General features: G+C 45.9%; 24 protein-coding genes and 1 riboswitch. Of the genes, 2 read left to right on the forward strand and 22 right to left on the reverse strand.

Going from position 1 to position 24973, the window contains the following annotated elements:
- Positions 1–259 precede the first annotated feature (259 nt).
- The 6 genes from ppsA to NXG62_RS05430 are packed head-to-tail and all read right to left on the reverse strand — an operon-like array spanning position 260 to position 8512.
- Positions 260–2656, reverse strand: a complete 2397-nt coding sequence (gene ppsA / locus NXG62_RS05405; RefSeq protein ID WP_427113937.1) for a phosphoenolpyruvate synthase — start codon at positions 2654–2656, stop codon at positions 260–262.
- Between the two features lie 45 nt (positions 2657–2701).
- The gene (locus NXG62_RS05410) at positions 2702–3898 is read right to left on the reverse strand and encodes an MFS transporter (protein WP_427113938.1); all 1197 of its coding nucleotides are present in this window, start codon (positions 3896–3898) and stop codon (positions 2702–2704) included.
- The gene (locus NXG62_RS05415) at positions 3895–5400 is read right to left on the reverse strand and encodes a MutS-related protein (protein WP_427113939.1); all 1506 of its coding nucleotides are present in this window, start codon (positions 5398–5400) and stop codon (positions 3895–3897) included. The genes NXG62_RS05410 and NXG62_RS05415 overlap by 4 nt, the downstream gene beginning before the upstream one ends.
- Complete coding sequence (locus tag NXG62_RS05420; RefSeq protein WP_427113940.1) at positions 5369–6916, reverse strand: MutS-related protein; 1548 nt, start codon at positions 6914–6916, stop codon at positions 5369–5371. Before NXG62_RS05420 ends, NXG62_RS05415 begins: the two co-directional genes overlap by 32 nt.
- Positions 6917–6933: 17 nt before the next feature.
- Positions 6934–7359 (reverse strand): universal stress protein, encoded by a 426-nt coding sequence (locus tag NXG62_RS05425; protein ID WP_427113941.1) that lies wholly within the window; start codon positions 7357–7359, stop codon positions 6934–6936.
- A gap of 19 nt (positions 7360–7378) precedes the next feature.
- Positions 7379–8512 (reverse strand): cation:proton antiporter, encoded by a 1134-nt coding sequence (locus NXG62_RS05430; RefSeq protein WP_427113942.1) that lies wholly within the window; start codon positions 8510–8512, stop codon positions 7379–7381.
- Between the two features lie 69 nt (positions 8513–8581).
- Positions 8582–8638: riboswitch (Fluoride riboswitch) on the reverse strand.
- 159 nt (positions 8639–8797) lie between these two features.
- Between NXG62_RS05430 and NXG62_RS05435 the strand changes: the two genes are divergently transcribed.
- Positions 8798–10507, forward strand: coding sequence for a DUF6062 family protein (locus NXG62_RS05435; protein ID WP_427113943.1), 1710 nt, complete (start codon positions 8798–8800; stop codon positions 10505–10507).
- 308 nt (positions 10508–10815) lie between these two features.
- Here NXG62_RS05435 and NXG62_RS05440 read toward each other — a convergent pair whose 3' ends face one another.
- The 15 genes from NXG62_RS05440 to NXG62_RS05510 form a co-directional block, all read right to left on the reverse strand.
- A complete protein-coding gene (locus NXG62_RS05440) occupies positions 10816–11940 on the reverse strand; it encodes a 1-propanol dehydrogenase PduQ (protein WP_427113944.1) in 1125 nt (374 codons plus the stop codon).
- A gap of 14 nt (positions 11941–11954) precedes the next feature.
- On the reverse strand, positions 11955–13388 hold the full coding sequence (locus tag NXG62_RS05445; RefSeq protein ID WP_427113945.1) for an aldehyde dehydrogenase family protein: 1434 nt from the start codon (positions 13386–13388) through the stop codon (positions 11955–11957).
- Positions 13389–13408: 20 nt separating this feature from the next.
- Positions 13409–14215 (reverse strand): ethanolamine utilization protein EutJ, encoded by an 807-nt coding sequence (gene eutJ, locus NXG62_RS05450; RefSeq protein WP_427113946.1) that lies wholly within the window; start codon positions 14213–14215, stop codon positions 13409–13411.
- Between the two features lie 25 nt (positions 14216–14240).
- On the reverse strand, positions 14241–14876 hold the full coding sequence (locus NXG62_RS05455; protein ID WP_427113947.1) for a phosphate propanoyltransferase: 636 nt from the start codon (positions 14874–14876) through the stop codon (positions 14241–14243).
- A 61-nt stretch (positions 14877–14937) separates the two neighbouring features.
- Positions 14938–15246, reverse strand: a complete 309-nt coding sequence (pduA, locus tag NXG62_RS05460) for a propanediol utilization microcompartment protein PduA (protein WP_427113948.1) — start codon at positions 15244–15246, stop codon at positions 14938–14940.
- A 56-nt stretch (positions 15247–15302) separates the two neighbouring features.
- On the reverse strand, positions 15303–15563 hold the full coding sequence (locus tag NXG62_RS05465; protein ID WP_091648251.1) for a EutN/CcmL family microcompartment protein: 261 nt from the start codon (positions 15561–15563) through the stop codon (positions 15303–15305).
- A gap of 18 nt (positions 15564–15581) precedes the next feature.
- Complete coding sequence (locus NXG62_RS05470) at positions 15582–16148, reverse strand: BMC domain-containing protein (protein WP_427113949.1); 567 nt, start codon at positions 16146–16148, stop codon at positions 15582–15584.
- 18 nt (positions 16149–16166) lie between these two features.
- Entirely contained in the window at positions 16167–16910 is a 744-nt protein-coding gene (locus NXG62_RS05475) for a hypothetical protein (RefSeq protein ID WP_427113950.1), read from the reverse strand.
- Between the two features lie 20 nt (positions 16911–16930).
- Positions 16931–17209 carry a propanediol utilization microcompartment protein PduA gene (gene pduA / locus NXG62_RS05480; RefSeq protein ID WP_048513691.1) on the reverse strand — a complete coding sequence of 93 codons (279 nt, stop codon included), beginning with the start codon at positions 17207–17209 and terminating at the stop codon, positions 16931–16933.
- A 40-nt stretch (positions 17210–17249) separates the two neighbouring features.
- The gene (gene pduB / locus NXG62_RS05485) at positions 17250–18044 is read right to left on the reverse strand and encodes a propanediol utilization microcompartment protein PduB (protein ID WP_427113951.1); all 795 of its coding nucleotides are present in this window, start codon (positions 18042–18044) and stop codon (positions 17250–17252) included.
- Positions 18045–18057: 13 nt separating this feature from the next.
- Positions 18058–18990 carry a glycyl-radical enzyme activating protein gene (locus NXG62_RS05490; RefSeq protein ID WP_427113952.1) on the reverse strand — a complete coding sequence of 311 codons (933 nt, stop codon included), beginning with the start codon at positions 18988–18990 and terminating at the stop codon, positions 18058–18060.
- 38 nt (positions 18991–19028) lie between these two features.
- Positions 19029–21611: a glycyl radical protein gene (locus NXG62_RS05495; protein WP_427113953.1), complete on the reverse strand. Its 2583-nt coding sequence runs from the start codon at positions 21609–21611 to the stop codon at positions 19029–19031.
- 276 nt (positions 21612–21887) lie between these two features.
- Positions 21888–22025, reverse strand: coding sequence for a methionine adenosyltransferase domain-containing protein (locus NXG62_RS05500; protein WP_427113954.1), 138 nt, complete (start codon positions 22023–22025; stop codon positions 21888–21890).
- 1121 nt (positions 22026–23146) lie between these two features.
- The gene (locus tag NXG62_RS05505; RefSeq protein ID WP_427113955.1) at positions 23147–23428 is read right to left on the reverse strand and encodes a helix-turn-helix domain-containing protein; all 282 of its coding nucleotides are present in this window, start codon (positions 23426–23428) and stop codon (positions 23147–23149) included.
- On the reverse strand, positions 23418–23783 hold the full coding sequence (locus tag NXG62_RS05510; protein WP_091652388.1) for a type II toxin-antitoxin system RelE/ParE family toxin: 366 nt from the start codon (positions 23781–23783) through the stop codon (positions 23418–23420). The genes NXG62_RS05505 and NXG62_RS05510 overlap by 11 nt, the downstream gene beginning before the upstream one ends.
- 259 nt (positions 23784–24042) lie before the next feature.
- On the opposite strand from NXG62_RS05510, the gene NXG62_RS05515 reads away from it, so the two are divergent.
- On the forward strand, positions 24043–24294 hold the full coding sequence (locus NXG62_RS05515) for a YadA C-terminal domain-containing protein (protein ID WP_427113956.1): 252 nt from the start codon (positions 24043–24045) through the stop codon (positions 24292–24294).
- A gap of 64 nt (positions 24295–24358) precedes the next feature.
- Here NXG62_RS05515 and NXG62_RS05520 read toward each other — a convergent pair whose 3' ends face one another.
- Positions 24359–24901: a cysteine hydrolase family protein gene (locus NXG62_RS05520; RefSeq protein WP_427113957.1), complete on the reverse strand. Its 543-nt coding sequence runs from the start codon at positions 24899–24901 to the stop codon at positions 24359–24361.
- Between the last annotated feature and the right edge of the window lie 72 nt (positions 24902–24973).

Below are 24973 nucleotides of genomic sequence, written 5' to 3' on the forward strand. Positions count from 1 at the left end.
ATTTGTTATTCAATTTTACTAAGTGTAACATTCTTATCGATAATAGACAATTGTTCATTTGCACAAAAAAAAATACAAAAACTATACATCGGCACAATCCTTATAAACCTGCCTTGTACACTAGCTTTAAAAAGCACGGTGCCATCCCGCTGAGCCTCCTGAAGTCTCGATGAGAAACAAACATCATGAGGCTGTAACAAAATAAAAAAAACCTTTATTCTGTTACAGCCCCTTATAATCACATTTCCTGTTTTTTATCTTACCAAGTATAATCTTCTGTATCAGCACGTCCTTTGCCTGTCAGTGCATCCATCATAATACGTTGTTCTACATGGGCAACTAACTTTTTCGTTGCTGTCACGGCATCCGGATTGACCGAAATAGAATCGATTCCGCTCTTCACCAAAAATTCGGTGAAATCCGGATATACGCTCGGTGCCTGTCCGCAAATGGATACCGTCTTGCCATCTTTATGCGCAACGGTAATAAGATGACGTATGGCTCTCTTGACTGCCAGGTTCCGTTCGTCGAACAACGGCGCCACGGTATCATTATCCCGGTCGCAGCCCATGATCAGCATGGTTAAATCATTCGATCCGATCGAATATCCATCGACAAATTCGTTAAACTGATCGGCTAAAATGATATTGGATGGAATTTCTGCCATGAGCCATACTTTAAAGTCCGGCCCACGCCGCAATCCTTCCTGCGCCATCAAAGCAACGATCCGTGACATTTCATCTACTCTTCGGCAAAACGGAATCATAACATGCAGATTCTTGTACCCATATTCTTCCCGCACTTTCTGTACCGCTTTTATTTCCAATTTAAAAGCTTCTATGTAGTTAGGATCGTAATACCGCAATGCTCCCCGCCATCCCAACAGGGCGCTGCTTTCTTCCGGTTCATATTTATCGCCGCCTTTCAGATTGCGGTATTCGCTCGATTTAAAATCACTGAACCGCAGCGTGACCGGACGCGGTGATAACGCTTGGCATACTTTCCGTATGCCATCGGCTAATTGATCCACTACCCGTTCGGGATGCCCTATTTCGATCAAATATAACGGATGTTCATGAATAAACGTCGTCCAGATGAACTCTTCCCGCATCAGTCCGATCCCATCACAGGGGAGCACGCCGTATTTTTCGGCCAGGTCCGGATTTCCCAGATTCATGTAAATTTTCGTTCCCGTTATCGGAGCGCTTTCTGCTGTAACCGCGGCACTTCCTGCCGCCTGCGGCGCTTCTGCTGATTTTACAATATCCGCTACGATTCCTTCATATACGATGCCGTTTGTCGCATCCACCGTAATATCCATACCGTTTTGAATCGTCGTTGTCGCTTCCTGACTGCGGCTCTTCGTACCTACGATGCAGGGAATTCCCAATTCGCGGCTGACAATCGAGGCATGGCACGTCATGCCTCCTGCATCGGTTACGATCGCTTTCGCTTTTTTCATAGCCGGTACCCAGTCCGGTGCCGTCATCGTCGTCACCAAAATTTCTCCATCTTTAAATTCTTCTATCTGAGCGGGATCCAGAATGACGTGTGCTTTGCCGGCAATACGTCCCGGACTGGCCGGCAGTCCTTTGACTACTACTACACGATCGTTGGTCATGGCTGTAGATGAACGAACTACGGCAACCTTCTTTTTTTTATTGCGCTGGGACCAAACCGTTTCCGGACGGGCCTGTAATATCCACAAAGCATTCGTTCGGCTATCTACGGCCCATTCCATATCCATATAACAGCCATAATGGTCTTCAATACGATTGGCATATCTCGCCAGTTCTTGTATCTGTTCATCCGAAAGAACCGGTGTCTCGATCAACGCATCCGGTACCTTTTGTTCTTCACAATCACCATTCTCTTTGCGCACCAACATAACTTGCTTGGCATTTATCGTCTTGCCCATGATTGCCAAATCCGACTTCCGTACTTTGAAATTGTCCGGGACTACCGTTCCCTGTACTACATATTCCCCCAGTCCCCAAGCCCCTTCAATAGTGATACTGGAATCATCTCCTGTCGCTAAATCCACGGTAAACATAACCCCGGCCGCCTTAGAAAACACCATCATCTGAACCGCCGCACTTAATGCCACCTGCAAATGGTCAAACCCTTTTTTTACCCGATAATACGTCGCCCGATCTGTAAACGTGGAGGCATAGCATTCCTGAACCTTGGCGACAACGCGGTCTGCTCCTGTAATATTTAAATAGGTATCCTGCTGCCCGGCGAAGCTGGCATCCGGCAAATCTTCGGCCGTAGCGCTGGAACGAATGGCTACAAACGGGGCCTCCTCTACCTGTCGCCTACCTAATTCCACATAGCTATCACGTATGGCCTGTGCCAAATCAGCCGGCATTTTTGCCATGCAGATTTCCTTTCTAATTGCCGCAGTTACCTTACGAAGACATGCGGAGTCCTCGACATCGGTCAACGTTTCCAGTACTGTTTTCAGCCGCATATCCAATCCCGTCTGCCTCATAAAATAGCGGTATGCATAGGCTGTCGTAGCAAATCCATACGGAACCGGGAGTTTCATATTTCCGGTCATTTCCCCTAAGGAAGATGACTTACCGCCTACAATTACCCCGTCGGCACGCCGCAATTCATCAAACCACAATACAAATGCTGTTTTTCTGTCCATGTCTCATTCCTCCTGACCCTTCCTGCGTTCCCTTGCAGGTATCGTTTATACCGCTTGTTTCATACATCTGCTCGTGTACCAGAACACCGGTATCGCCGCCAGTTGCACCAGCACGGAAATACTGATCATCAGCGGCAAAGACCAATCATACAGCGCCCCCAGCAAAAAGCTTCCGGCAAACCAGGCGATGCCGAAGCCCGTTTCAAAAATACCAAACCCCGTCGAACGCAGCCCGCGCGGCATAATCATGCTAACCGCGGATTTGAGCGTTGATTCCTGGGCTCCCATCCCGATTCCCCATAACACGACCCCCATGTATACCGCTTCGCGTGAAGTTGCCGTAAAAACATAAAACGCAAAGGGTGCCGCCACCAAGGTCGATATCATAAGCACCTTCATACCGATCATGTCGAACATCCAGCCAAAAGTCAATGCTGCCACCGCATCGACCAGCATGGCCCCGGCATACAACAGCGGCAATTCTTCGGTGCGAAGAAGTCCGTTATTCGCCACATGCATGGTAATAAGCGGAAAGTCAATAAAGCCGAACGCCGTCAGGCAAATCGCCGCCATATACCATATAAACGATTTTTGCAAATGCATCGTTTCTTTTTTTTGTTTTACCGGTTCAAAGGTTTCCGGATGAGGAAACGAACGTTTAGCCAAAAGAACGCAGGCGATACAGCAAACCGCCGGCATCCCTAACGCGGCAAATCCCCACGAATAGGTCCGGAGCGCTCCGGTGCCACTTTTCATAAGAACCACATAGTATAACAAAACAGGTCCCAGAAAAGCACCTATTTGATCCATACATTCTTGAATGGCAAACCCTTTCCCCAAGCCATTCTGCGAAGCAGCAAACGACAGCAACGTATTTTTAGCCGGCTGCCGGATCGCCTTGCCTACGCGTTCCGCAACAATCAGGATCGATGCCCATACCCACCCGGTATCGGGAATAAGGGCTAAGCAAGGGATAGCGATAACATTTACGGTATAGCCCAAAATCGTCATTGTCCAGTAATTTTTTGTCTCATCGGCTATCCGTCCGGTAACATACCGCAAGGAGTAGCCCAGCAACTCCCCCAGTCCGGTAACGAAACCGATGACCGTAGCCGAGGCCCCCAATAAATTTAAATAATTTCCGTAAACACTGCGTGCGCCTTCATGCGTCATGTCGGCAAAAAGACTGACAATTCCCATAAAAAGAATAAAAGCCATGGCTGACTTTGTTTTATTACTCATAAGATCACCCCAAATTTTCTTTGATAAATATCCTCCCCATAACTTGTTTCCAGCGGTCTTCCCACCGCGATCACATACGGTCTCCGGCCATCCGCCTCTCGTTCAGCCCGCAAAAACAATACATGTGCTGCACCGTCACTTTCGTAATAACTGTTTGCCAAGGTATAAAAATGTGTAACAAAAATAATCCGGAGTGTACTGACAAGACATCCATCAAGGAAATCCATGGCTATCGTCGTTCCCTCCCGTTCATTTGTCGCAGCAAAGGATTCATTCATCAGCAGCAAATCACCGGGACGCAAGCAAGCTACAACATCACTCATCCGTTTAAGTTCTTCATCAAATTTACCGCTGTGAAGTGCCCGGTCTTCCTCCCGCTTAAAATGGGTAAAAACACCGCCTGCACTACTCTGAAACTCCGTTCCCGCAATAAACATGCCGCTGTTCATCATCAACTGCGCCTGTCCCACTGCCCGCAAAAACGTGGTTTTTCCGCCTTGATTGGCTCCCGTAATCAAAATAAGCGGCTTTTTTTCCGCCGTAATCGTATTGGCAATCACCCGGCCTTGTGTCCGCAGTGCCAGACTGATGTTGCACAATCCACAGCCGGATAGTATATCCGGTTCCTCCCGCGGGACAGGAAAGGAATAGGATATCCCCCATTCCTGCAGCCGATTTTCCAAATTCAGGCAGCCGATATAAAACGCCAATTCTTTCCGGAGCACCGTGAAAAACGAACGGATTGCATCCCGTACCGCCATGACCGTATGGGCGAGGCTGCGCAGGCCCCGGTCATGAAGTTCGCCGAGAATGCGCGACCCGCTTTCGTCACGAGGATCAATATAAATGCAATGTTCTTTTTTCCTACGGAAAAAATGCATCACCCAAGCATGAAACGCAGATTCCTGCTTGCTGTGTTGTTCGCAGGGAATATAAGAAGCCCCTTTCAGGGTAATATCCAAATGTGTTTTCACCAACATACCCCGGGGAAAATGGAGGGATTGTAATAGGTCTTCCATTTCCGCCGTATAGGCTGCCGGAACAGTCTCTTCCAGCATGTCAAAAAAACGCTGCCAGCCGGAGGACTGCATCAGAGGTTTCATGCGCTGCGCCATATGGCACATTGCATCGAGGATCGGCAGAAAGCCGTGCAAATCGGCGATCGAACCCTCCAGCATCAGATAAGGCGAATGCTGAAACATAGATAAATAACTTCCTTCGTGATATTCCATTCCCGCAACAGCCAACTGATACAACGCACGAAAATCATCCGGAAATTTCATGCAATCCTGCAATACCGCCTGCCGATAACAGATTGTTTCCTTTGTTTTCCGGCCGCCGCACAACACCGCTTTACCCGATTCTGCCAGAAATGCATCGTCAGCCGCCATCGTCTGCAGCACCTTTTCCAGTTCCAAATCCTCCCACACAGCCTCCATCGGTTTCGATACGGCGGCATCAAAATTAAAATCAGCCGTTTTCTCCAGTAGACATACTTTCATGCAAAACCCTCCTTATGATGTCCTCCCGGCCCAGGTTATATCGTGCTGCAAGAGCATAAGCATACGCTTTTCCATCGGCAGGCTGTCTTACGATTTGATAGGTCCGCATTTTTAAATCAGGTGCAATCGTACACACCATGCTCACTGTTTTTTCATCAAAGGAAGCTAAATCCTCTAAAAACGTTACATACACGCAATATAGATCCTTCCGGGAAATAATATGCATAACCTTTCGTCCTAGACAAAGGGAATCCTTCAAAACCGCCGACGCAAACATTTCGTTGATAATAATAAGGCTGTTCGTTGTTGCCTGCTGCAATATATCATAGATACGTTCCACATCATCCTGCAATTTCCCGTTCGCAGTAACTTCTCGCTCCTGCCGTTCAAAATGGGTATAGATGGCATCCGGCAAAAAAATCCGGCCCGTCTTCGCCGGAATCGGCAATCCCAGGGATGCCAGATATACCAGTTGTCCGATCATGCGGGCGAACGTCGTCTTACCGCCTTGATTCGGTCCTGTCACCACCATGTTGCGTTCCGTACCCCGCAGCGAAAAGGAATTCGGCACCAACCGCGTATCTTTACCGGACTGGATCGCTAATGCCAAATCATAGGCCTGTTCACAATATATTTCACTTTTTTCACTGGCTGCCTCGGGATAACAAAAAAGCAGTCCCCGTTCCTTCCCGCTGCGTATGCAGGTCAGATAGGCTAAAAAAAATTGACTCTCCCGTTCAAATTGAAGCAGCGTATCCTCCCGAAACTGTTTTGCCTGCCCGCAGAAGGAAAGCAATCCTTCGAATACATGGGGATATATTGCTGCCAATTTCTGTACGATCCGTGCTTCTATATGATTCAATCCGTCCTTGTGGATCGTATCGCCGGAAAAACGCGGTGTCTCCTCGGTGAAAAATCGCGCAAAAAACGTTTGCATGCGGTGACTTACATCCGCTTCTCCCTCATACGGCCGGACCTCAATCGCGGCATCCTGCAAATATAACGCATACACGACTCCTTCCAGGGAAAGCGCTGTTTCGGCAGAAGTATTCCACAGCCGCTGAAATGCCGGGGAGGTGTAGTAGGACTCCATATATGCCAGAAAGGATTGCATTCCCTCTGACAGGACACCTGCCGCACGCAGACCGGCATACAATGTATCCGTACCTTCTACATACGCACAAATAGCACGTAATTGCAGGCTGGCCTTTTCATATATATCATAACAAGCTGCTGCCTGCTGCTCCCATCGGCGCGATTCCTTCATGTGACTTGCAAACGATTCTATACAGGAACAAACATCGGGTCTTGAAATATCCTGCATAACTTCCTGCCGGTATATCACTTCTTCTTTATGCAGAACAGGACTGTAAAAATATTCCTCCAATCTGTATTCTTCTCTACCACGGAGGGCTTCTGCAATAATCACAGATAAATGCAAATCATGGAACAACGGCAAATCAGCCGTCACTCGGTGCGGCTCGTATAACGGAAACAATAACCCCGTAAAAGCCATCGGAAATCACTCCTTTGTTATTTTATAATAGTCACCGGCACCTCTGCATAAGTCATCACACGCTGTGCCACACTGCCAATGATCAGATTTTTAAAACCACCCATTCCACGGGTACCCATGACGATAAGATCAAATTTCCCGTTCGATGCATACCGCACAATACTTTCAGCCGGATGTCCGTGCAATATTTTGTATGACACGTTTGGTATACCGGCATGCTCCGCCTGGATCTTAGACTCCTCTAGCGCCGGAATATAATGAGAATCTCCATCAGAATAAAATTCATCTATCTCATCTACATTGGTACTGAATTCCGGGGGCGTAACCACGGTTATTATTTCTATGTCGCTTTTCAATTGTAACGCAAGCTGTATGGCCCACTGCAATGCTTTTTCGCTCCGCGGCGAAGCATCATATGCTACCATTATTTTTTTGAACATCATCGTTATCCACTCCTTTTTGTTATGTACCATTACTAGTTATATTCTTTGGGAAAAACCATCGTTGAGCCACCAATGTCGGGACTACGGCACTGAATATGACCGTCGCTACCAAAATGGTATACTGGCTGTTGTCTATAAAATGATTCGTAAGACCGTACAAGGACGAAATAGTACCAAAGGTAAGACCGGTACTCATAAGTAGTGTCGTATACATCCCCGTCCGGAATTGATAATGGAACACCCGGGTAAAGGGATACACCCCAATAAATTTGGCCGCTACCTTTAAAACAAGAAAAATCAATATGATTCCTATCATATGATATAATGCCGCAGGAGACACCAGTGCCCCGGCTTTTATAAAGTAAAAAGGCGTAAACATAGCAAATACAATTGTCCGCATCTTAGTAAGTGTTTCTTTATTCTTTTGAAAGAAACCGGCCATGGCTAGTCCCACGACATAGGCAGGTAAAACAGCTTCGCTTCCGCAGCGGACAGCAATATATGCCAGCACGAGAAGAACTAAAAACATAAATTTTACCTCCAATTCACTGACTCTTCCCCCAAAAGACGTAAACAATCTTTTGGAAACGGGTATCAGCAACAGAACGGATACCGCCACAGCTACCACAAAATACAGTATCTGTATGGAAAACCCCGTAAATAAAATCCCCAGTGCCAGTACAGTCCCGATATCCGTAACAAAACAAGAAGCTAAAATAGCCTGCCCTAAAGATTCTTCTGATAATCCGCTCTCCATCATGACGGCATATACTACAGCCACCGAAGTAGTAGAAATGGCAATGCCGGCTATTTTTGCAGCATTGGCATCCCATCCGAGACCATAATACGCAAATCCAAGACCGCAGAAAAAAGGGAGAAAAAAAGACATGCTGCCAATCGTCAAGCTCTCCCTGAGATTATTTTTCAAACTTTCCGGATCAATTTCGGCCCCCGCTAAAAACGTCAGCAGTACCGCTCCAAACCCTGCCAAAAATGTAACCCATGACGTGATTTCGATACCGATTGCATTTCCTCCGACAACGCCCACCATGATTTCCATCAACGCGACAGAAATACCCAACCGTATGGAAAGCACCGTAGCAATGAAAGCTAACAAAAACCATTGTGAAGCTACCAAAAAATTTTGTTCCATATTCCACCCCCGTCTGCCCGTTTACATAAATTTTCACATCCTGGCAGGAACAAAAAAACTCCTACCAGTTTTCTGGTAGGAGTCATCAAGAGCAAGTTTATAGCGAACTCCATCGCTTATTTGATTTAAGTATAAATTACACATCGTAAAATGTCAATAAATCATATTGCTATTTTGCCGATAATATTTTACAATAGAAACTATAAGACGATGGAGTTCGTCTCTACCCCGTTCTTCTGAACGTAATGACTCCTACCTGAAATAAACAAGGTAGGAGTTTTTGTTATGTCAAAAAAAAGAGAGGAGATGCACAAGATGAAACTTCATTGGAATGCATTAGATATGGAATCAAACTTACAGCCGCTAAAACAATGCAATCAAAAAAAAATAGACATAGCCGCACAATGTTACGAATTATATCAGCTATTCAGCAAAACAGAGAAAACCACATGTCTCGCCGATGCCGCACAAAAGCACTGTCTCACGCTGTTGGAAGACCGGTTCCGGTGCATTATCACCGGCGAAAACAACAAAGATACTGATTCCGTCTTAAACGCCCTGCTCGGCCAGAAAATCTACAATGCCGCCGCGGCCTCGCGTATGGATATGCCTGTCCACATGCAATACGGTACGAAACAGAAAGTAATCCTCACCAAAACAAACTCTATCTTCCCACAAGAAAAAGCCATAGAGGATCTGCCGATCATCATAACCCCAAAATACAATTCCGACACTGTCCTGCCAATCAAATCCATCCGGGTGGAACTACCGGTCCCTATGCTACGCAACAGCGTTATCTACACCTATGTTCCCTGCCTGAAAGCCCTCACTGCGCACCTCTCACAACCAAAGGGAGCAGAAGAACCGCTTGCAGATCTCCTGCTAGTCGTCCACTCCAGCGGTGTTCCCTTGACGGAAGCAGAAATGACCCTCCTCCAAAACTGTCCGAAGGACACGCCGCTACTCCTCGTACTCCCACAGCACACCTATACGTCCGGAGAAAGCGGAGAAAAATCGGCCGCCCGCCTCTACTCTGACATACAGAAAAAAACAAATCTACCGCCGGAAAATCTGCTCTGGCTGTTTCCGGAAGAAGGACTGCTGTCCAAAAAAAACAACAATAACGACGGATACATAAAAAGCCAACTCGCCTTTCTAGAAAAAAAACTTGCCGCCCTTCTTTCCTTCCATAAAACAAAAACACTGATAACCCAAATGGAAACCGAAATCGGCCCCCTCCAAACCGCAGCCCGAAAATATGACCATATTTCAGACACTACCTCACCGCCCGCAGAACTGCCCAAAATGAAATACGAGGTATCCCTCGAAGAAATTCTAGCCGAATGTGCGGACGCCGAATGCCCCCTCTGTCAGCACTTGGAAAAAGTAACTTTCGACTACTATGCAAACTTTCAATACCTATTCAGCAAAAAACCGGAAATCCAGCTGAACGTTGCCCAAAACCAAGGCTTCTGTAACCTCCATACATGGCAGTTGCTGACACTCTCCTCAACCCAAGGTTTTTCCACAGGCTATGCCGTTCTTCTCGAAAAGACAGCTGAATCTCTTTATCACTACCTATCCCTTACACCCCTTGTAACAGAAAACTCCCCACTCCAAACAAGTCCCTCCGCATGTGCCATCTGTCACATGCTTGACCGCGTTGAAACCAACTATCTCAATCAACTCGCCCTTCTCCTGCAAACACCGGTCGGATTTCATCACTACCAGCAATCACAAGGGCTCTGTCTGCCACACCTGAGAAAATTAGTTCCCCTTCTCACCGACCAGAAAATCAAAATGCAAGTTGTGACCCACGCTGCCATCAACCTAACATACACTGCGCAAAACATGAAAACCTTTGCGCTGAAACACGCCCTGCTGCAGCGCGATACTATCACCGACGAAGAAAACAGTGCCAACAGCCGCGCCGTAATACACATCGTTGGTCAGAAAGACATCCTCATTCCACAAAACCAGGCACCTGTAAAATGAGAAAACAAGCCGTTCTCTTCTCCGTCACCTAACGAGGACAGTGCAATACTATCAAATGCAACACCTAAAAACAGTCTACATACGGAACGTCTTATAAAATAAAATTACCAAGTAACATCACAAAGAAGCCTTGCCACGCAGCCGTATGAATCCTTTTCTACGAACAAAAAGTACGTTCACACACCTCTCTGAACGTACTGCCAGTTATCCTGACAAGAGAATCGAGGCAACCACAAACAAAAGCCGGAGTTACGTCCTTGGCGGCGTAACTCCGGCTTTTGTACTATATATAGGAGCTAGATTGTGTTTTAATAGATTTCATGGAAAATACGTACGGCTGCCGCATAGGTAAGCAGCACTGGATTTTCCGGCAAACATCGGTCTTGCAGCGCATTTTGCGCCATAAGAGATATTTCTTCTTCATAGTGCTGCTGCGGTATGGATTCAGGCAATGCGGATACGTGTCTCGGCATGTCCATATTATCCATGAGTGCCAGCAATACGGCACGCAGTGCCGCCACCGCTCCATCGTGCGTCAGGGATCGCGGAGCGATGCCGACTTTATATGCTAAGTCAGCATATTTTTCTTTTACCTCAGATAAACAGCTGTTATACGTAATACTAGCCGGCAGGAACATCGCACAGGCCAGTCCATGCGGAACATGGAACATGCCTCCCAGCGTATGTGCCAAGCTGTGTGCCATTCCCAGTCCGCTCAGATTAAAGGCCATGCCGGCCATATTCGATGCAGACAACATCATTTTGCGAGCGGTTATATTTCCTCCGTCATGATAGCAAACCGGCAAAGACTGCAGCGCCAGTTCAAAACTTTTGCAAGCTACCCCATCGGTAAAATTCGAGGCCGATACGGAAACATACGCTTCGATAGCATGGGTAATCACATCGAATCCCGTATTGGCCGTAACTGACGGCGGTACCGACAAGACCAGATGGGGATCTAAGATGGCCAAATCCGGATACAAAGTATCATCTATGATCGGCAGTTTGCGCCGGGTCTGCGCATCAGTCAGTACAGCAAAAGCTGTCATTTCCGAACCGGTGCCGCTCGTTGTCGGAATTGCGATAAAGAACGGTTTATGGGTTACGACCTTGCCAAATAAGGAGAAATAGATAATGCCTTTGGCCGTATCGATAGCCGCTCCGCCGCCGAAACCGATGAGGATCGTAGGCTGCATGCCGGCTGCCATGGTAACCCCGCTGGCAATGACCTCCAAGGTCGGGTCCGGTACCGTATCCGCAAAAATAGACACAGTATTGCTGGGATCCAGTTCTTCCGTTATGCGCGCAATACTGCCATTATCACGCAGAAATCGATCGCAAATAATCAATATCCGTTCTTTCCGATAGGTCCGCAGCATGGTCAGCGAATGAATGCCTGTAACGACTTTTGTAACAATTTGACATTCGGCCATAAGTTTCCTCCTTATCAACGGATATTAAACATGTCCTTCAAGACGCATTCCCGGCGGCGGCAGAAGGATTTAGGACTGGTCAGTCCTTCTCCTGTCGGACCGGCAATGGTAAAAGTAGGATAGCCTTCTCCGCCGATACCGAGACCGGCAAAGGACGGGCCGTTTTTTACAAAAATAGTCGTTTGCAGCAATTTTGCCATCTTACTCAATTTGGCAATATTAGTAGAATGCATCATGGCACTGTGCCGATTGCCATGTTCGCTTTCATAGGCCCATTCGATGGCCTGATCCACGTTGTCACAGCGGACCAGCGGTAAAATAGGCATCATCATTTCCGTTTGTACAAAGGGATGATCCTTGTTTGTTTCCATAATAATGAGATGAATAGAATCGTCTACTTGAATACCGATTTTATCCAAGATATATTGCGCAGATTTACCGACAAATTCGACTTTAGGACCGCCCTTTTCCTTAGAAACCACGTTCCACAATTTTTCTATCGTTTCCCGGTCTTTGATCTCATAAGCTCCGGCACCTTTCATATTGATCAGGAGATAGTCAAAAATAGAATCCACGGCAAAGACTTCTTTTTCGGCAATACACGGCACGTTATTATCAAATGAACTGCCTGCCACAATATCTTTGGCCGCCTGTTCGATATTGGCGGTTTCGTCTACTACGACCGGCGGATTTCCCGGTCCGGCACCGATTGCCTTTTTGCCGGAAGATAACACGGTCTTGACAATTCCCGGACCCCCTGTCGCTACGAGCATGCGAACCTTGGGGCTGGCCATCATTTCATTGGTTGCTTCGATAGAAGGATTTTGCACCATGGTGATCATATTGGCCGGTGCGCCTGATTTTTCCAGTGCCCGATTCAGTGTCTGCACCAAAAATGCCGAAGTCTTGCGGGCACGCGGATGCGGACTGAATACCACCGTATTGCCGCCGGCAATCATACAGATGGAATTGTTGATAATCGTTTCCGTCGGATTGGTCGTCGGTGTAATGGAACCGATAACGCCGAACGGACAATATTCAAATAAAGTAATACCGTGGCCGCCGGTCCGTGCATCTGTCGTCAAATCTTCAATACCCGGTGTATACTGGGCTGCTGCCGTATTTTTAATGATTTTGTCTTCATACCGCCCGATAGCGGTTTCTTCTACGGCCATCCGGGACATCATTTCCATATTCCGTTTATCCAGACAGGTCCTGCGGATAACTTCCACCCATTTTTGGCGTACCGCCGGCGTCTGGAACAACAATAGTTCTTGTGCCTTTGCCGATGCATCAATGCATTCGCCCATCGTCGGGAATACGCCATATAGGCTGGACGCTGCTGCCGGTGCAGGACAGCTCGTTCCCGCCCCATTTTCCTTTAATTCTTTTATGACCTGCGAAACCAATGTCCGCATAACTTCAGGATCAATATTGGTACTCATCATTCACCCTCCCATTTATTCTTTTATCCGTTCATGGCAATGCCTAACGGGGTAACAAACAAGCAATCATTAGGCTTCCATACAGGAATGTGCAATTGCTTTTCAAATACGTCTTCAAATTGTGTAAAGCAGCACGCGCCGCCGACAACGTAGATATCGGAAACAGGATGACCGGAAATAAACCGCCCGACAATAGATGCCATTTTTTCGGCTACCGGCTTGATCACAGGAAATACATCCGCCTCCTGGGCCGGATCCAATTTCATTTGCTCTGCCGCATCAAAATCGATGCCGTGGTAACCGGCCAATACCAAAGACATATGGGTACCTCCGGTAGCTTCATCGGCCGTAAAAATGACCTCGCCGTCATGCAGTATACTGATTCCCGTCGTGCCGCCGCCTACATCGACAACCGCTCCGTCCCGTATACCCAGTACCGTAGCGGCAGCCGTAGGTTCGTCAATGATATTCGTCACTTCAAAATCGGCTCCGGCCACACAGTTGGCAATACAGCGTATATTGCCCTCTATAATGCCCGGCGGTATGGCCGTAGCAGCCTTTGTCAGTTCCACACCGAGCTTTTGTTCTAATGTATTTTTCATAGCCCGGACAGCATGCACGGCCCCTACATAATCAACGACAATACCGTCCTTGACGACCTTCGAGGGTGTCGTCATTCCGGCCACCGGTTGGTTATGACTATCTACAACGGCCAACACGATATTGGCGGTTCCCAGATCGACGCCTGCTTTCAAAGGACCTGTAAACGGCTTCGTCTGTCCGCTTCGTACCAATTCGGCAAATTCTGCCAGCAACTTATTTTCCATCATCCTATGCGCCTCTCACTTCGTAACACTACGGGCAAATCATGACATAGTCTTTATTCTTTAATGAACAAGCATTGGCTTCATCCACATCGACATGCATTTCCAAGGCCGAAGCTTCCGATACGCGGATAACCACATCACCCAGCATCCCTTGCCGTTCCCCGAAGGTTTCAACGGATACGATTTGATTATCATGGAGTCCCCGTTCTGCAGCCTGTGACGGAGTCATGTGGATATGCCGCTTGGCAATAATAACACCCTGCGGCAATTCCACCGAACCGCGGGGGCCGATGAGCGTAATGCCCGGCGTCCCTTCCAGATGACCCGATAGGGTAATCGGAGCCGCGATGCCCAAGCGAAAACTATCGGTCTTACTGATTTCCACTTGACTTTGTTGGCGGATAGGCCCTAAAATTCGCACATTTTTAAATTCGCCTTTCGGCCCTTTCAAGGTCACTGTTTCCTTTGCCGCAAATTGTCCCGGCTGGCCCAGCTTGCTTTTTTGGGTCAATGCATAATCCGCACCGTATAATACATCCAGATCCGCACGGCTCACATGTACGTGGTGGTTGGATACACCTACTTTGATTTTTCCTTTATCGTATTGAATGACCTTACCTTGTATCCGTGCTGTAATAAGGTCAAATAAATCTTGCTCCTCCATTATTGCAAATGCCCCTTCCTATACGGCAATTTATGGCATACACGTAAATTGCCTTTTTTTCCTACTCCGTTTTTGTTGTATCCGGAGTTTCTTGTGCCAAATGGGGCAGGATCTTTTCCACATCCGCATGCGGACGAGGAATAACATGGACGGATACGACCTGTCCCACGGCTTTCGCCGAAGCAGCCCCCGCATCAACGGCAGCCTTGACAGCTCCCACATCACCGCGGACCATGACCGTTACCAGTCCCGAACCGATTTTTTCATACCCTATCAAATATACATTGGCAGCTTTTACCATCGCATCGGCAGCTTCAATAGAGCCGACCAGGCCTTTTGTTTCTACCATTCCCAATGCTTCATTTGCCATTTTTTATTCCTCCTTATGATATATATCATGCAGCAGGCGAAGTACTATCGCACCGTCTAATTCACGTAATCAATAATGCCGACGATAGCCAAATCTACCGGCTTTTCATGATTTGCATCTCGCGTACGTACAGCGGATCCGCTGGCTACCAGTACGAGTTCACCGACTCCGGCACCTACGTAATCAACGGCAACTTCTTCATTGCCGTATGCAGCACCTGTACTCGATTCAAATTGGACAATCATGAGCTTAGATCCCACTAAAGCTTCTTCCTTTTTGGTTGAAACGACGGATCCTGTTACTTTTGCAATTTTCATGATCGAATCCCTTCTTTACTATTCATCCTGCGTTTTTTTCGAAGTGTTTCGGCGTTTAGCCGTTGTCTTGCCTTTCCGTGTTTTTTTTACGGGTGTTACCGGTACTGCCTTTGTTTCTTGCGAAGAAGCACTTGCTTCTTCTGTGACCGTCTTTTCTGGTTCCGCTATCTCTTTCGTTTTCAAATCTGCCGCCTCACGGGCTGTCGGATCGGATTGTGGTTCTGCCGGCTGCGGTGAGCCCGCAGGAGAATCCGCGACGGCTGCCGACATCATCCGGCTGTTGTAAAACATCGGTCGTTCACGCCGTCTGGACGGATCAAGGAACATCGTTTCCGTACTGGCAATGGGCCGGGCAATAACATCGGCAGAAACAAACGCACCGCAGGCAATCGCCGCCGCACTGCCGGCTTCCACCGCCGCTTTGACAGCACCTACGTCGCCGCGTACTTTTACCGTCATCATCCCGCTGCCGCGGGCACTTTCCAGTTCGACGAGTGTCACATTAGCCGCTTTGACCATAACATCGGCTGCCGCGATCGCTCCGCTCAATCCTCGTACTTCGACTAGTCCTAAAGATTGTTCCACTTGTACTCACCTGCCTCTTTACCTAGTTACAAATTGAATGTCTTTATCTGCTGCCCGTTCTCGTGCCAAAGCAGTAATAATCGTTTCTGCAGAAATCGATACCTTGCTCCCCGCGGCGTATCCGGCTACATCGGCAGCCGTAATGATCTGCCGCCCCGGCGTACGGACCGCCCGAACAGGTACGGTATCGTGAGGTTCCCCCGGCAGTGCCTGAAAACGGGCATCAGACAGCTGTTCCAAGGTTTCCCAAAAACCGATTTCTACGTCATACGTCAATAAGATGCGGTAATAGGATAAGATTCGTTCTCTGTACGGTTTCGGTTCGTTTCCCGTAAACGGTTCCAGTCCCGACAACAACAGGCGCACCGCTGCTCCTGCTGACAAACATCGTTGAAACCACTGCGTTTCAAAGGTATCGCAGATGCCCAGCGCCGCCTTGACAATACCGTTCCGCGAGGCTACCGGATAAACGGTCAGTGAATCGGATACAGCTAGATCCACTGACGCCGTCCGGCCTATCAGCTTACAACACGTACAGGAATCCGTGATACGCTGTGCCAAAGGAGACCCCGGCCAGTGATCGGGGACAACAGCGCAGACCTCATAGTCTCCTGTAAGAGAACGCAAGAAGGTATCATAACGAACATCAAAGGAATCCTCAAAGACGATGTACAATCGGCGCGCCGAATGTTGTTGTTCTTGTAAGACCTGCCGCACAATACGCATGACCATTTCTTTGAACTCATTTCCGTTGATATCCAAAATATCACCTCATCGACGACCTAGTCCAAATGCGGCAGGATTTTTTCTACATCCGTATGGGGACGAGGAATAACGTGGACAGAAACAACTTCACCGACGATTTTAGCCGATGCAGCACCGGCATCAACAGCCGCTTTAACAGCGCCTACATCACCGCGTACCATAACGGTTACCAATCCGGAACCGATTTTTTCATATCCTATTAAAGTTACATTCGCAGCTTTTACCATTGCATCCGCTGCTTCAATGGAGCCTACAAGGCCTTTCGTTTCAACCATACCTAATGCTTCATTTGTCATGATAATTCCTCCAGTTTATAATTTTCTGTAATAGTTGTACCTAAATGTACGGTGTCGTTGTAGACTTAGGTTCGCTGCCGAGTGCCCCCAACAGTTTTTTGCCTACCGCGATAGCTGCCTTGACCGCCTGCCGTACCGCACCGGAATCACCGCTGAAACATAAGATAACTTCGTTGGAATAGCTGGTGCCGCCATTGCACGGAGACGAATAGCCGACAACTTCGACATTCGCCGCTTTGACCGCCGTATCCGCCAACACGACACCGATGGCTGCCGGTCCGGCACAAGTCATGCCGAAGGCCTTGCCAAATTTGGCACCCATTGCTTTTTCCAAGCAATAACTGGCACGAGCGGAGTATTGGAATTCCAAATGTCCGGCTTCATTGCCGTATACATCGCCAAAATATTTCGGTAATACGGAAAGTGCCGTTTCTACCGCACGGCGAGCATCGGATACATCTTCCGCCCCGATGATGATCAAGGAGCCGTGTCCGGCACCACCTTTCGTATCACGCGGCATTTCAACAGAAATAATTTCTGTATTCGTTGCTTTGACCGCATCATCTACCGCCATGATCTGCGGACCTGCTCCCGTACGTCCGCCGATAATTCCGATCGAACGGAATTTTCCCAATTTCATCGAATCTTTGAGCATCGGATCTACGCTGGCAATAACCAATCCTATCGTATCGCCTACCGATGTCCCTACAAACTCTGTTCTGCCTGTTGCGTGATTGATCCCGGAAGCATCCCCCTTACTGCTGCTTTGTTCGCCGGCAGTATTCAGTTCCGCCTTTACCTGGTTCATCACTTTTTCTAATAATTCCTGATCCATGAATGTCCCTCCTTTAGGATTCATCGCCTATTCTACAAGGCACACCTGCTTGTTCCACAAGGGAACGATACTTTTCTAACGCTGCATTGTCCAGCGGTTTCGCACTCAGGCGATTCATTTTATATTCGCGTCCGAGCATGTTATATTTATTCTCACCCAGCGAATGATACGGCAGCAGATTGACACATTGGACGTTAGGCAAGGTAGCAGCAAAACGGGCAATATCGCCAATTTCCTTTTCCGTATTATTCACATGAGGAATCACCGGCACCCGTATCGTGATAGGTGAAAAAGCGGCAACGGCCTTGATATTTTCTAAGATCAGCCGATTGGAAACACCCGTAAATGTACGGTGCTTTTCTTCATCCATATGCTTGATATCGACCATGATATGATCAATATACGGAACGGCCCGCAGTATATCTTCTCGTTCGGCACAACATTCCGTTTCGATTGCCGTATTCCAGCCCTGCGCTTTACATGCCTTAAGCAGTTCCACCGCAAAATCGATCTGCATCAGCGGATCACCGCCGGACAAGGTAACACCGCCGCCGGAACGCCGGAACAGAGACCGTTCTTTTTTCAGTTCACTGATCAAATTGCCAACGGTTATCCGACTGCCCTTCATGACCAGCGCCTGAGACGGGCACACGGCAGCACAATCCCCGCTGCCGATGCATTTGTCATAAGAAAAATGCCGCGTGCCGTCCTCGGTAAACATAACGGCCTGCTGCTTGCAAGCACTTTCACAACGTCTGCAATGCAGACATTCCGCTTCATTGTACATGACAACCGGTCTGCGTCGCTGCGATTCCGGATTGCTGCACCACCAGCAGGAAAGGGGGCAGCCCTTCAGGAATACGATTGTTCGGATCCCGGGACCATCATTCAGTGAGAATCGCTGGATATCAAAGATATCGCCCTCTGTATCATATTTAATTACCATTACTAACCTCCCTTCATCAAAAGATTTTTATATAAAATTTAAAACCGCAATTCTGTTCTACTAATAATATTATCCTGTACTTCTTTAGCCAGGGAAATAAATTGTGCACTATACCCGGCAACCCGGACAACCAGATCCTTATGATTTTCCGGATGCTGCTGTGCATCAAGCAATGTGGCTTTATCAATAATATTGAATTGTATGTGCATACCCTTATTATCAAAATATGTACGACACATGGCTGCAAACCGTTTCAAACCTTCATCACCAGCTAAAGCTTCCGGTGCAAATTTTTGGTTATACAAAGTACCATTGGAGAAAATTTCATGTCCTAACTTACATACTGACATTACTGCGGCTGTTGGACCATGTGTATCTGCTCCGGCACGAGGAGAAACTCCATCTGCCACTGGGGTCCAAGCTAATCGTCCATCTGGCATAGCAGCCACATCTTTACCAAATAATACATTCGCCGATACTGGATAAGCCCCCGCTTGGAATTGACCACCACGAGGATTTCTATATTTTTCTACTTCACGGGCATAAATCTGGCCCACTTCACGAGCAATAGAATCAACAACATCATCATCATTACCGAACCATGTAGTATTTTCCATAATACGTTTAATATGCTGATATTGCGTTGCATCATTAGAATTAATTGGTGTTTGGCAAGTAGATGTTCCTTTTTCTAAATCCTTTTGAAGTTGATTGATATCAATATTACCATTAGCGCTCAAAATACGTTTAACCGCTTCATAAATTTGCTGTTCATCAGTTCCTGGAACAGCTGTATACGAATTAACAGAGCCTGTCCCATAAAATTGTTCATTTTTGCCGGATGCATCTGAATATCCAAAGTTATGATTCATGGCTTCCCGTAATTGACTCATCGTAACATCTTTATTTTCAAATACATGTTTTTCAATAGCCATTAATGAGTCTCCATTATCAGCAATACCAAAGGCTTGTGGCCCCGTAAAGTTATACCGTGCCCCACCTTCTTGAACACTTTTGCCATTTACTAGGCAGTCATCAATAAGAGCTGATTCAAAAGGTAATGGTGCTCGTTCCATATGAGCATAATCAACACAATTATCAGCTTCAGCCACTAAACGAACAAAATATTCCATCTGTTTTTTATAGGCTACCATTAGATCCCCTAAATTTTTAAAATCTTCCATTTCTCCTGTCTTTGGTCCTAACTGCTTTTTACCACAGCGACCATTATGGAGAGTCAATTCTAAAATTTTAGCAATATTGAAAAAAGCAGCATCATGCCAGCCATCGGTGCGATGGCTAGCTTGTGGTTCTACACAACCCACAAGACCATAGTCACGAGCATCCCGCAAAGATACACCGCGATTTTCCAGCGCCGGGATAATTACTTCATCATTGTACATAGCTGGATATCCATGACCTAAGCGGACAACTTCACAAGCCCTATAAAGAAATTCATCAGGTGTTTTATTCCAATACCGAATAGAAAAGGATGGAGATGGCATAGCCACATGAGCCGCTGCATCAAACATCATATAAGAAAGTGCATTTGTAGCATCCAATCCTTCAGAGGTTTGTCCACCACATTGAATATTTTGGAAACACATATATCCAGCAAAAGCTTGATACGAAATATCATCCCTTGTTTTATTTAATTCATTAAACTTGACCCATAAATCATCCAATATTTCCTGAGCAAAATCTTTGTTGATATTTTTATCGGCAACTAAGAACGGATACATATATTGATCAAAACGTCCCGGGGATACAGAATGTCCATTGGATTCAAGTTGTAAAATTAGTTGGGTAAACCAAAATCCTTGGACAGCTTCCCACCATGTTGATGCATTATATTCTGGTACATGACGACAATTAGCAGCCATTTGCTTGAGTTCAGATTTACGTGTCGGATTCATTTCCTGCTCAGCCTTTTTATCACACAAATCAGCATATCTATGAGCAAAAGTAATAGCTGCTCTATATACAATACATACTGCATCATAGAATTGTGATTTTTTTAAATCATCTGGATTTGTAATATCAAGAGTTGCTTTTTTAGCTTCTGCTTCTTGAATAATTCCTGCGTATCCTAAATTCAACACCTTACCATAATCAACTACCATATGACCAATACCATTAAAGTAATAATTACCAACGCTGAAAATACCATTTTCTTGCGCATCCAAACATGGCTGTGACATGTAAGATGTTGCCAGTGCATGCGTTGTTTTACCAGGCCAGTATTGAAAAGCATTGTGCAACCGTTTCTTCGTTTCTTCAGGTATAACAAACGGATCTGCCATACGAGTTCCCATCGTATCAAATTCTTTTTCTACCCATTTAAAAGAAAACTCAGGAAAAATTTGGCAACTACGATTATTTACAGTCATGCTACCAACAAGCAAATCATTATCACGAATGACAACAGGCAATTCAGTTAAAATTTTTTCTACCGCTTTAGCCCGGCGAATAATAATCGGCATCCTTTCTGTTTCTTTATACGAAGCCGTTATTAATTCCGCGCGATCTGCTTCTACAATGGGTGTTGCATCGTAAATTGCACTCCGTAATGCCTTGATCCGATCAGTCGGTTGGGAAAACCCTTTTTCTAACATATCCATAACAATACCTCCTTAGTATTTTACTGCTAACGTATGACATCAAATCGCGATGTATCTAGGCCTATGCGATAATCTCAACCTGATGTTTCGAATAGATTATAGCATGATCTAATACAACAAAATTATGCGCCTATTTCGGAAATAACACTTTTTTGATAGTCTCTCTTTCCCACGGAAAAACAGTCGTCTGTTTCGCCTGAAAATGACCGCCGCCGGCAGCATAAAAACAAAAAAACACCACCAATACCACGATTGATGGTGCTCTGTTATCACTATTTACGTTCCGGCTAACCGCCGCAATTCGTCCTTCTTATCCGTGCGTTCCCATAAAAAGCCTTCCTCTTCCCTGCCAAAGTGCCCATATACCGCCGTCTTTCTGAATTGCGGCCTGCGCAGTGCGAGCGTGCGGATCATATCGGCGACGGTAAAGGAAAAAACCTGCCGGACAACTCGTATGGATTAGTTTCAAAGCGGTATACACATACGTAAAAGATGCATCTTTTAAAACCGTTTGATACGCAGGAATAGGCAAAAAAAGAAACAGCAAAACAAACGAATCAATAACAACGATCGGAATGATCAACAGATAGCCATCCTGAATAGCTCGTAACGTCCGATTTTTGGAAACTCGCATGGCTAAATTAAAAATACAGTTCTTATACTCATTCACCCTGATCCCCCGCAAAAAATGTGACGTGTAGTTCTCGTATACAGTATAACAACTTTTCCTCAATTTTTAAATCATTAACTAGTGAAAATTATACTTTGTTACGTATTTTTCTTTTTTGACAGACAAAATTGGATTGGCAACACTTTTCCGGACAATTTTTCAGAGGAGTGATTGCTTAGTGTTATTTTTTGCTAGTTGATAATGTATCCTTTATACGGAGAAACAAATTGACCGAATGATACTCTTTCAAATACACGTAACAGTTCATTTAAACTTTCTCTAATTTCTATACATCGTATATATTCTTTTCGATATATGGACTCTTTCATATACACTTTCTGAATATGAGAAAAACATTCAATATAAACGATATTATCTAAATCGATTACTTTTATGCCTCCACCAATAAGTTTAAAAATTCTTTTTATAGTGTATAATCGATTATAGTAGAACATAATTTGCCTCATTTATACAAATTTTTATAAGTGTTTCTGCTTGTGTCGGTAATTGTGTCATTTTAAATGACGGTCCCCCCCACCAAACGAAAAGCAGCGTTCAAAATGCCAGACCGTATGGCAAATACTTTTTTAATAAATACAGAAAATTTGACTTTTTTCATGATCTGCTTTGAAATTGCATGAAGTAACACGATACCGGGAGAACATGGAAAAGCTTTTGATTCTGAAAGCCGGATCCTGTTCTTTCGGCAAAAATGCTAAAAACTTAACACAGACCTAATACCACAGATAACACAAGCCCTAAAAAGGCAATTAATGGAGTTTTACAACACATACGCAGGGGAAAAATAATAAGCCGACATATTACTGCCGGCCTTTTTGATGCGGATTATCATTTGATGGATATTCTATTTGATGTTTCCCACATAAAGAGTTTTGCCCAACGGTGCCAATACTTTAAGTACCGTATTCAAATTAGGTGATGTACTGCCTTTTTCCATTCTCGCAATGATCGGCTGTTTTACGCCACTTAATCTTTCTAACTCCTTTTGGCTGATTCCCTTTTGCCGCCGTGCCTGTATAAGTTCCCCAATCAATGCCACTCGGAGATCACTTGCGGCGTTTTCTTCCGGGGTAAAAAGTTCTTTTCTTGCATCTTCCCAACTATGACCGATCGCACTATTTTTCATAGGTAACCCCCCTTTCTATTAAATCATTCAATTCTCGTTTGGCTTTATCTATTTCTTTCCGTGGTGTTTTCTGGGACTTTTTCATAAAATGATGCAGCAATACAAAACTGCCATTTTGCCACCCTACAAACAGTATCCTGTTCCGTATGGGCCGGAGTTCCCATATGTCCCCGTCTAAATGCTTAACGTAGTTTTCACTTAATTGTGTACCGTAAACGCTTAAAGCCTGTATATAATCGTTTATTTTGTTAAGTTTGATGCGGCTGTCTTTGTCTTTCCGATCTGCTAATTCATACATATACTCTAAGACTGGTTCATTGCCGCTTTTATCCTTGTAAAAGAATATCTTATGCAAGTATTTACCCCCTTTTCCTATCACAAGTATACTTTAAAGTTATCATGATGTCAATAACTCAAAAGTTATTAACCATGCCATACGTATTATTGATAAAAGTTGACATTCCACAATATAAAAGAGAACCGCCTACACATTGGCAGGCGGTAAAGGTGAGATGATTTCATTGTAATTTTAGTGGGCAGAAAGTGGGCAAACTTCCTTCAATTTGACGAGTTTTGACAAATTCGCAGCATGAGCGAAAAATCCCGACGAAAAATTGGACTTTGCCGTCGGCTATGGCAACTATAAAAATACCAACGCTGTAGCTATCGGCATGTTTTACCGCCCCAGTGAAAACACCATGGTAAGTACCGGTCTATCCATGGGCGGCGGAGAGAACATGGTAAACACCGGGATGACCTTTAAGATAGGCCAAGGCGGAAATACCACAGCAAAACTCTCTCGAGCAACCCTGGAAAAGAAACTAGGCAACGTCATAATAAAAACACGATCGCATAACGGCAGATGACCAGCGCCCTGTACTGGTCATCTGCCGTTATGTAATATATCCATGTTTTGTTTCCATCAATCGTTTATTGCTGCTGCATGAACTTATCTATTCCCATTACCGTCGCAAAGGTCCCCTGCAACGATGCCATGATACTGGCATGGACGGTTTTCGCATCAATCGTTTCGCCTTTCCATACCAAGTCCTTCGTGGTGCAGGCATCGTCTATTACGGTGACCTTGTAGTCATAGTTTTGTGCTGCCCGCACGGTCGTATCAATGCACATATGGGTCATCATGCCTGCAATTACCAGCGTATTTGCGTGGAGTGCATCTAATGCGTCCTTCAGTCCCGTTTGCAAGAAGGCACTGGGATAGTCTTTTTCTATGATGGTTTCCCCTGCTTGCGGCAGGACCGCTTCATTAAATTCCAGCAGATAGCGTCCTTCCGCCTGGTCCCCAACAGGAAACCGATGCATGACGTGAATGACCGGTTTCTGTTCCTCTCTGAATTTTTTTAATAGAATAGCCGCCTTTTCTGCTGCTTTTTCAGGTTCATGTAATTGATACGCGCCTTCGGAAAAATACATGTTCTGAATATCAATCAAAATCAATACGTCATGGTTCATGTGGACACGCTCCTATCCCCTATGGAAATTTTCCCTATACCCCCAGATCTATCGTCTGCCTAGTTCAACGGA

Origin of the sequence: Megasphaera sueciensis, assembly GCF_050219315.1 — a bacterium.
Lineage (GTDB): Bacteria > Bacillota > Negativicutes > Veillonellales > Megasphaeraceae > Megasphaera_A > Megasphaera_A sueciensis.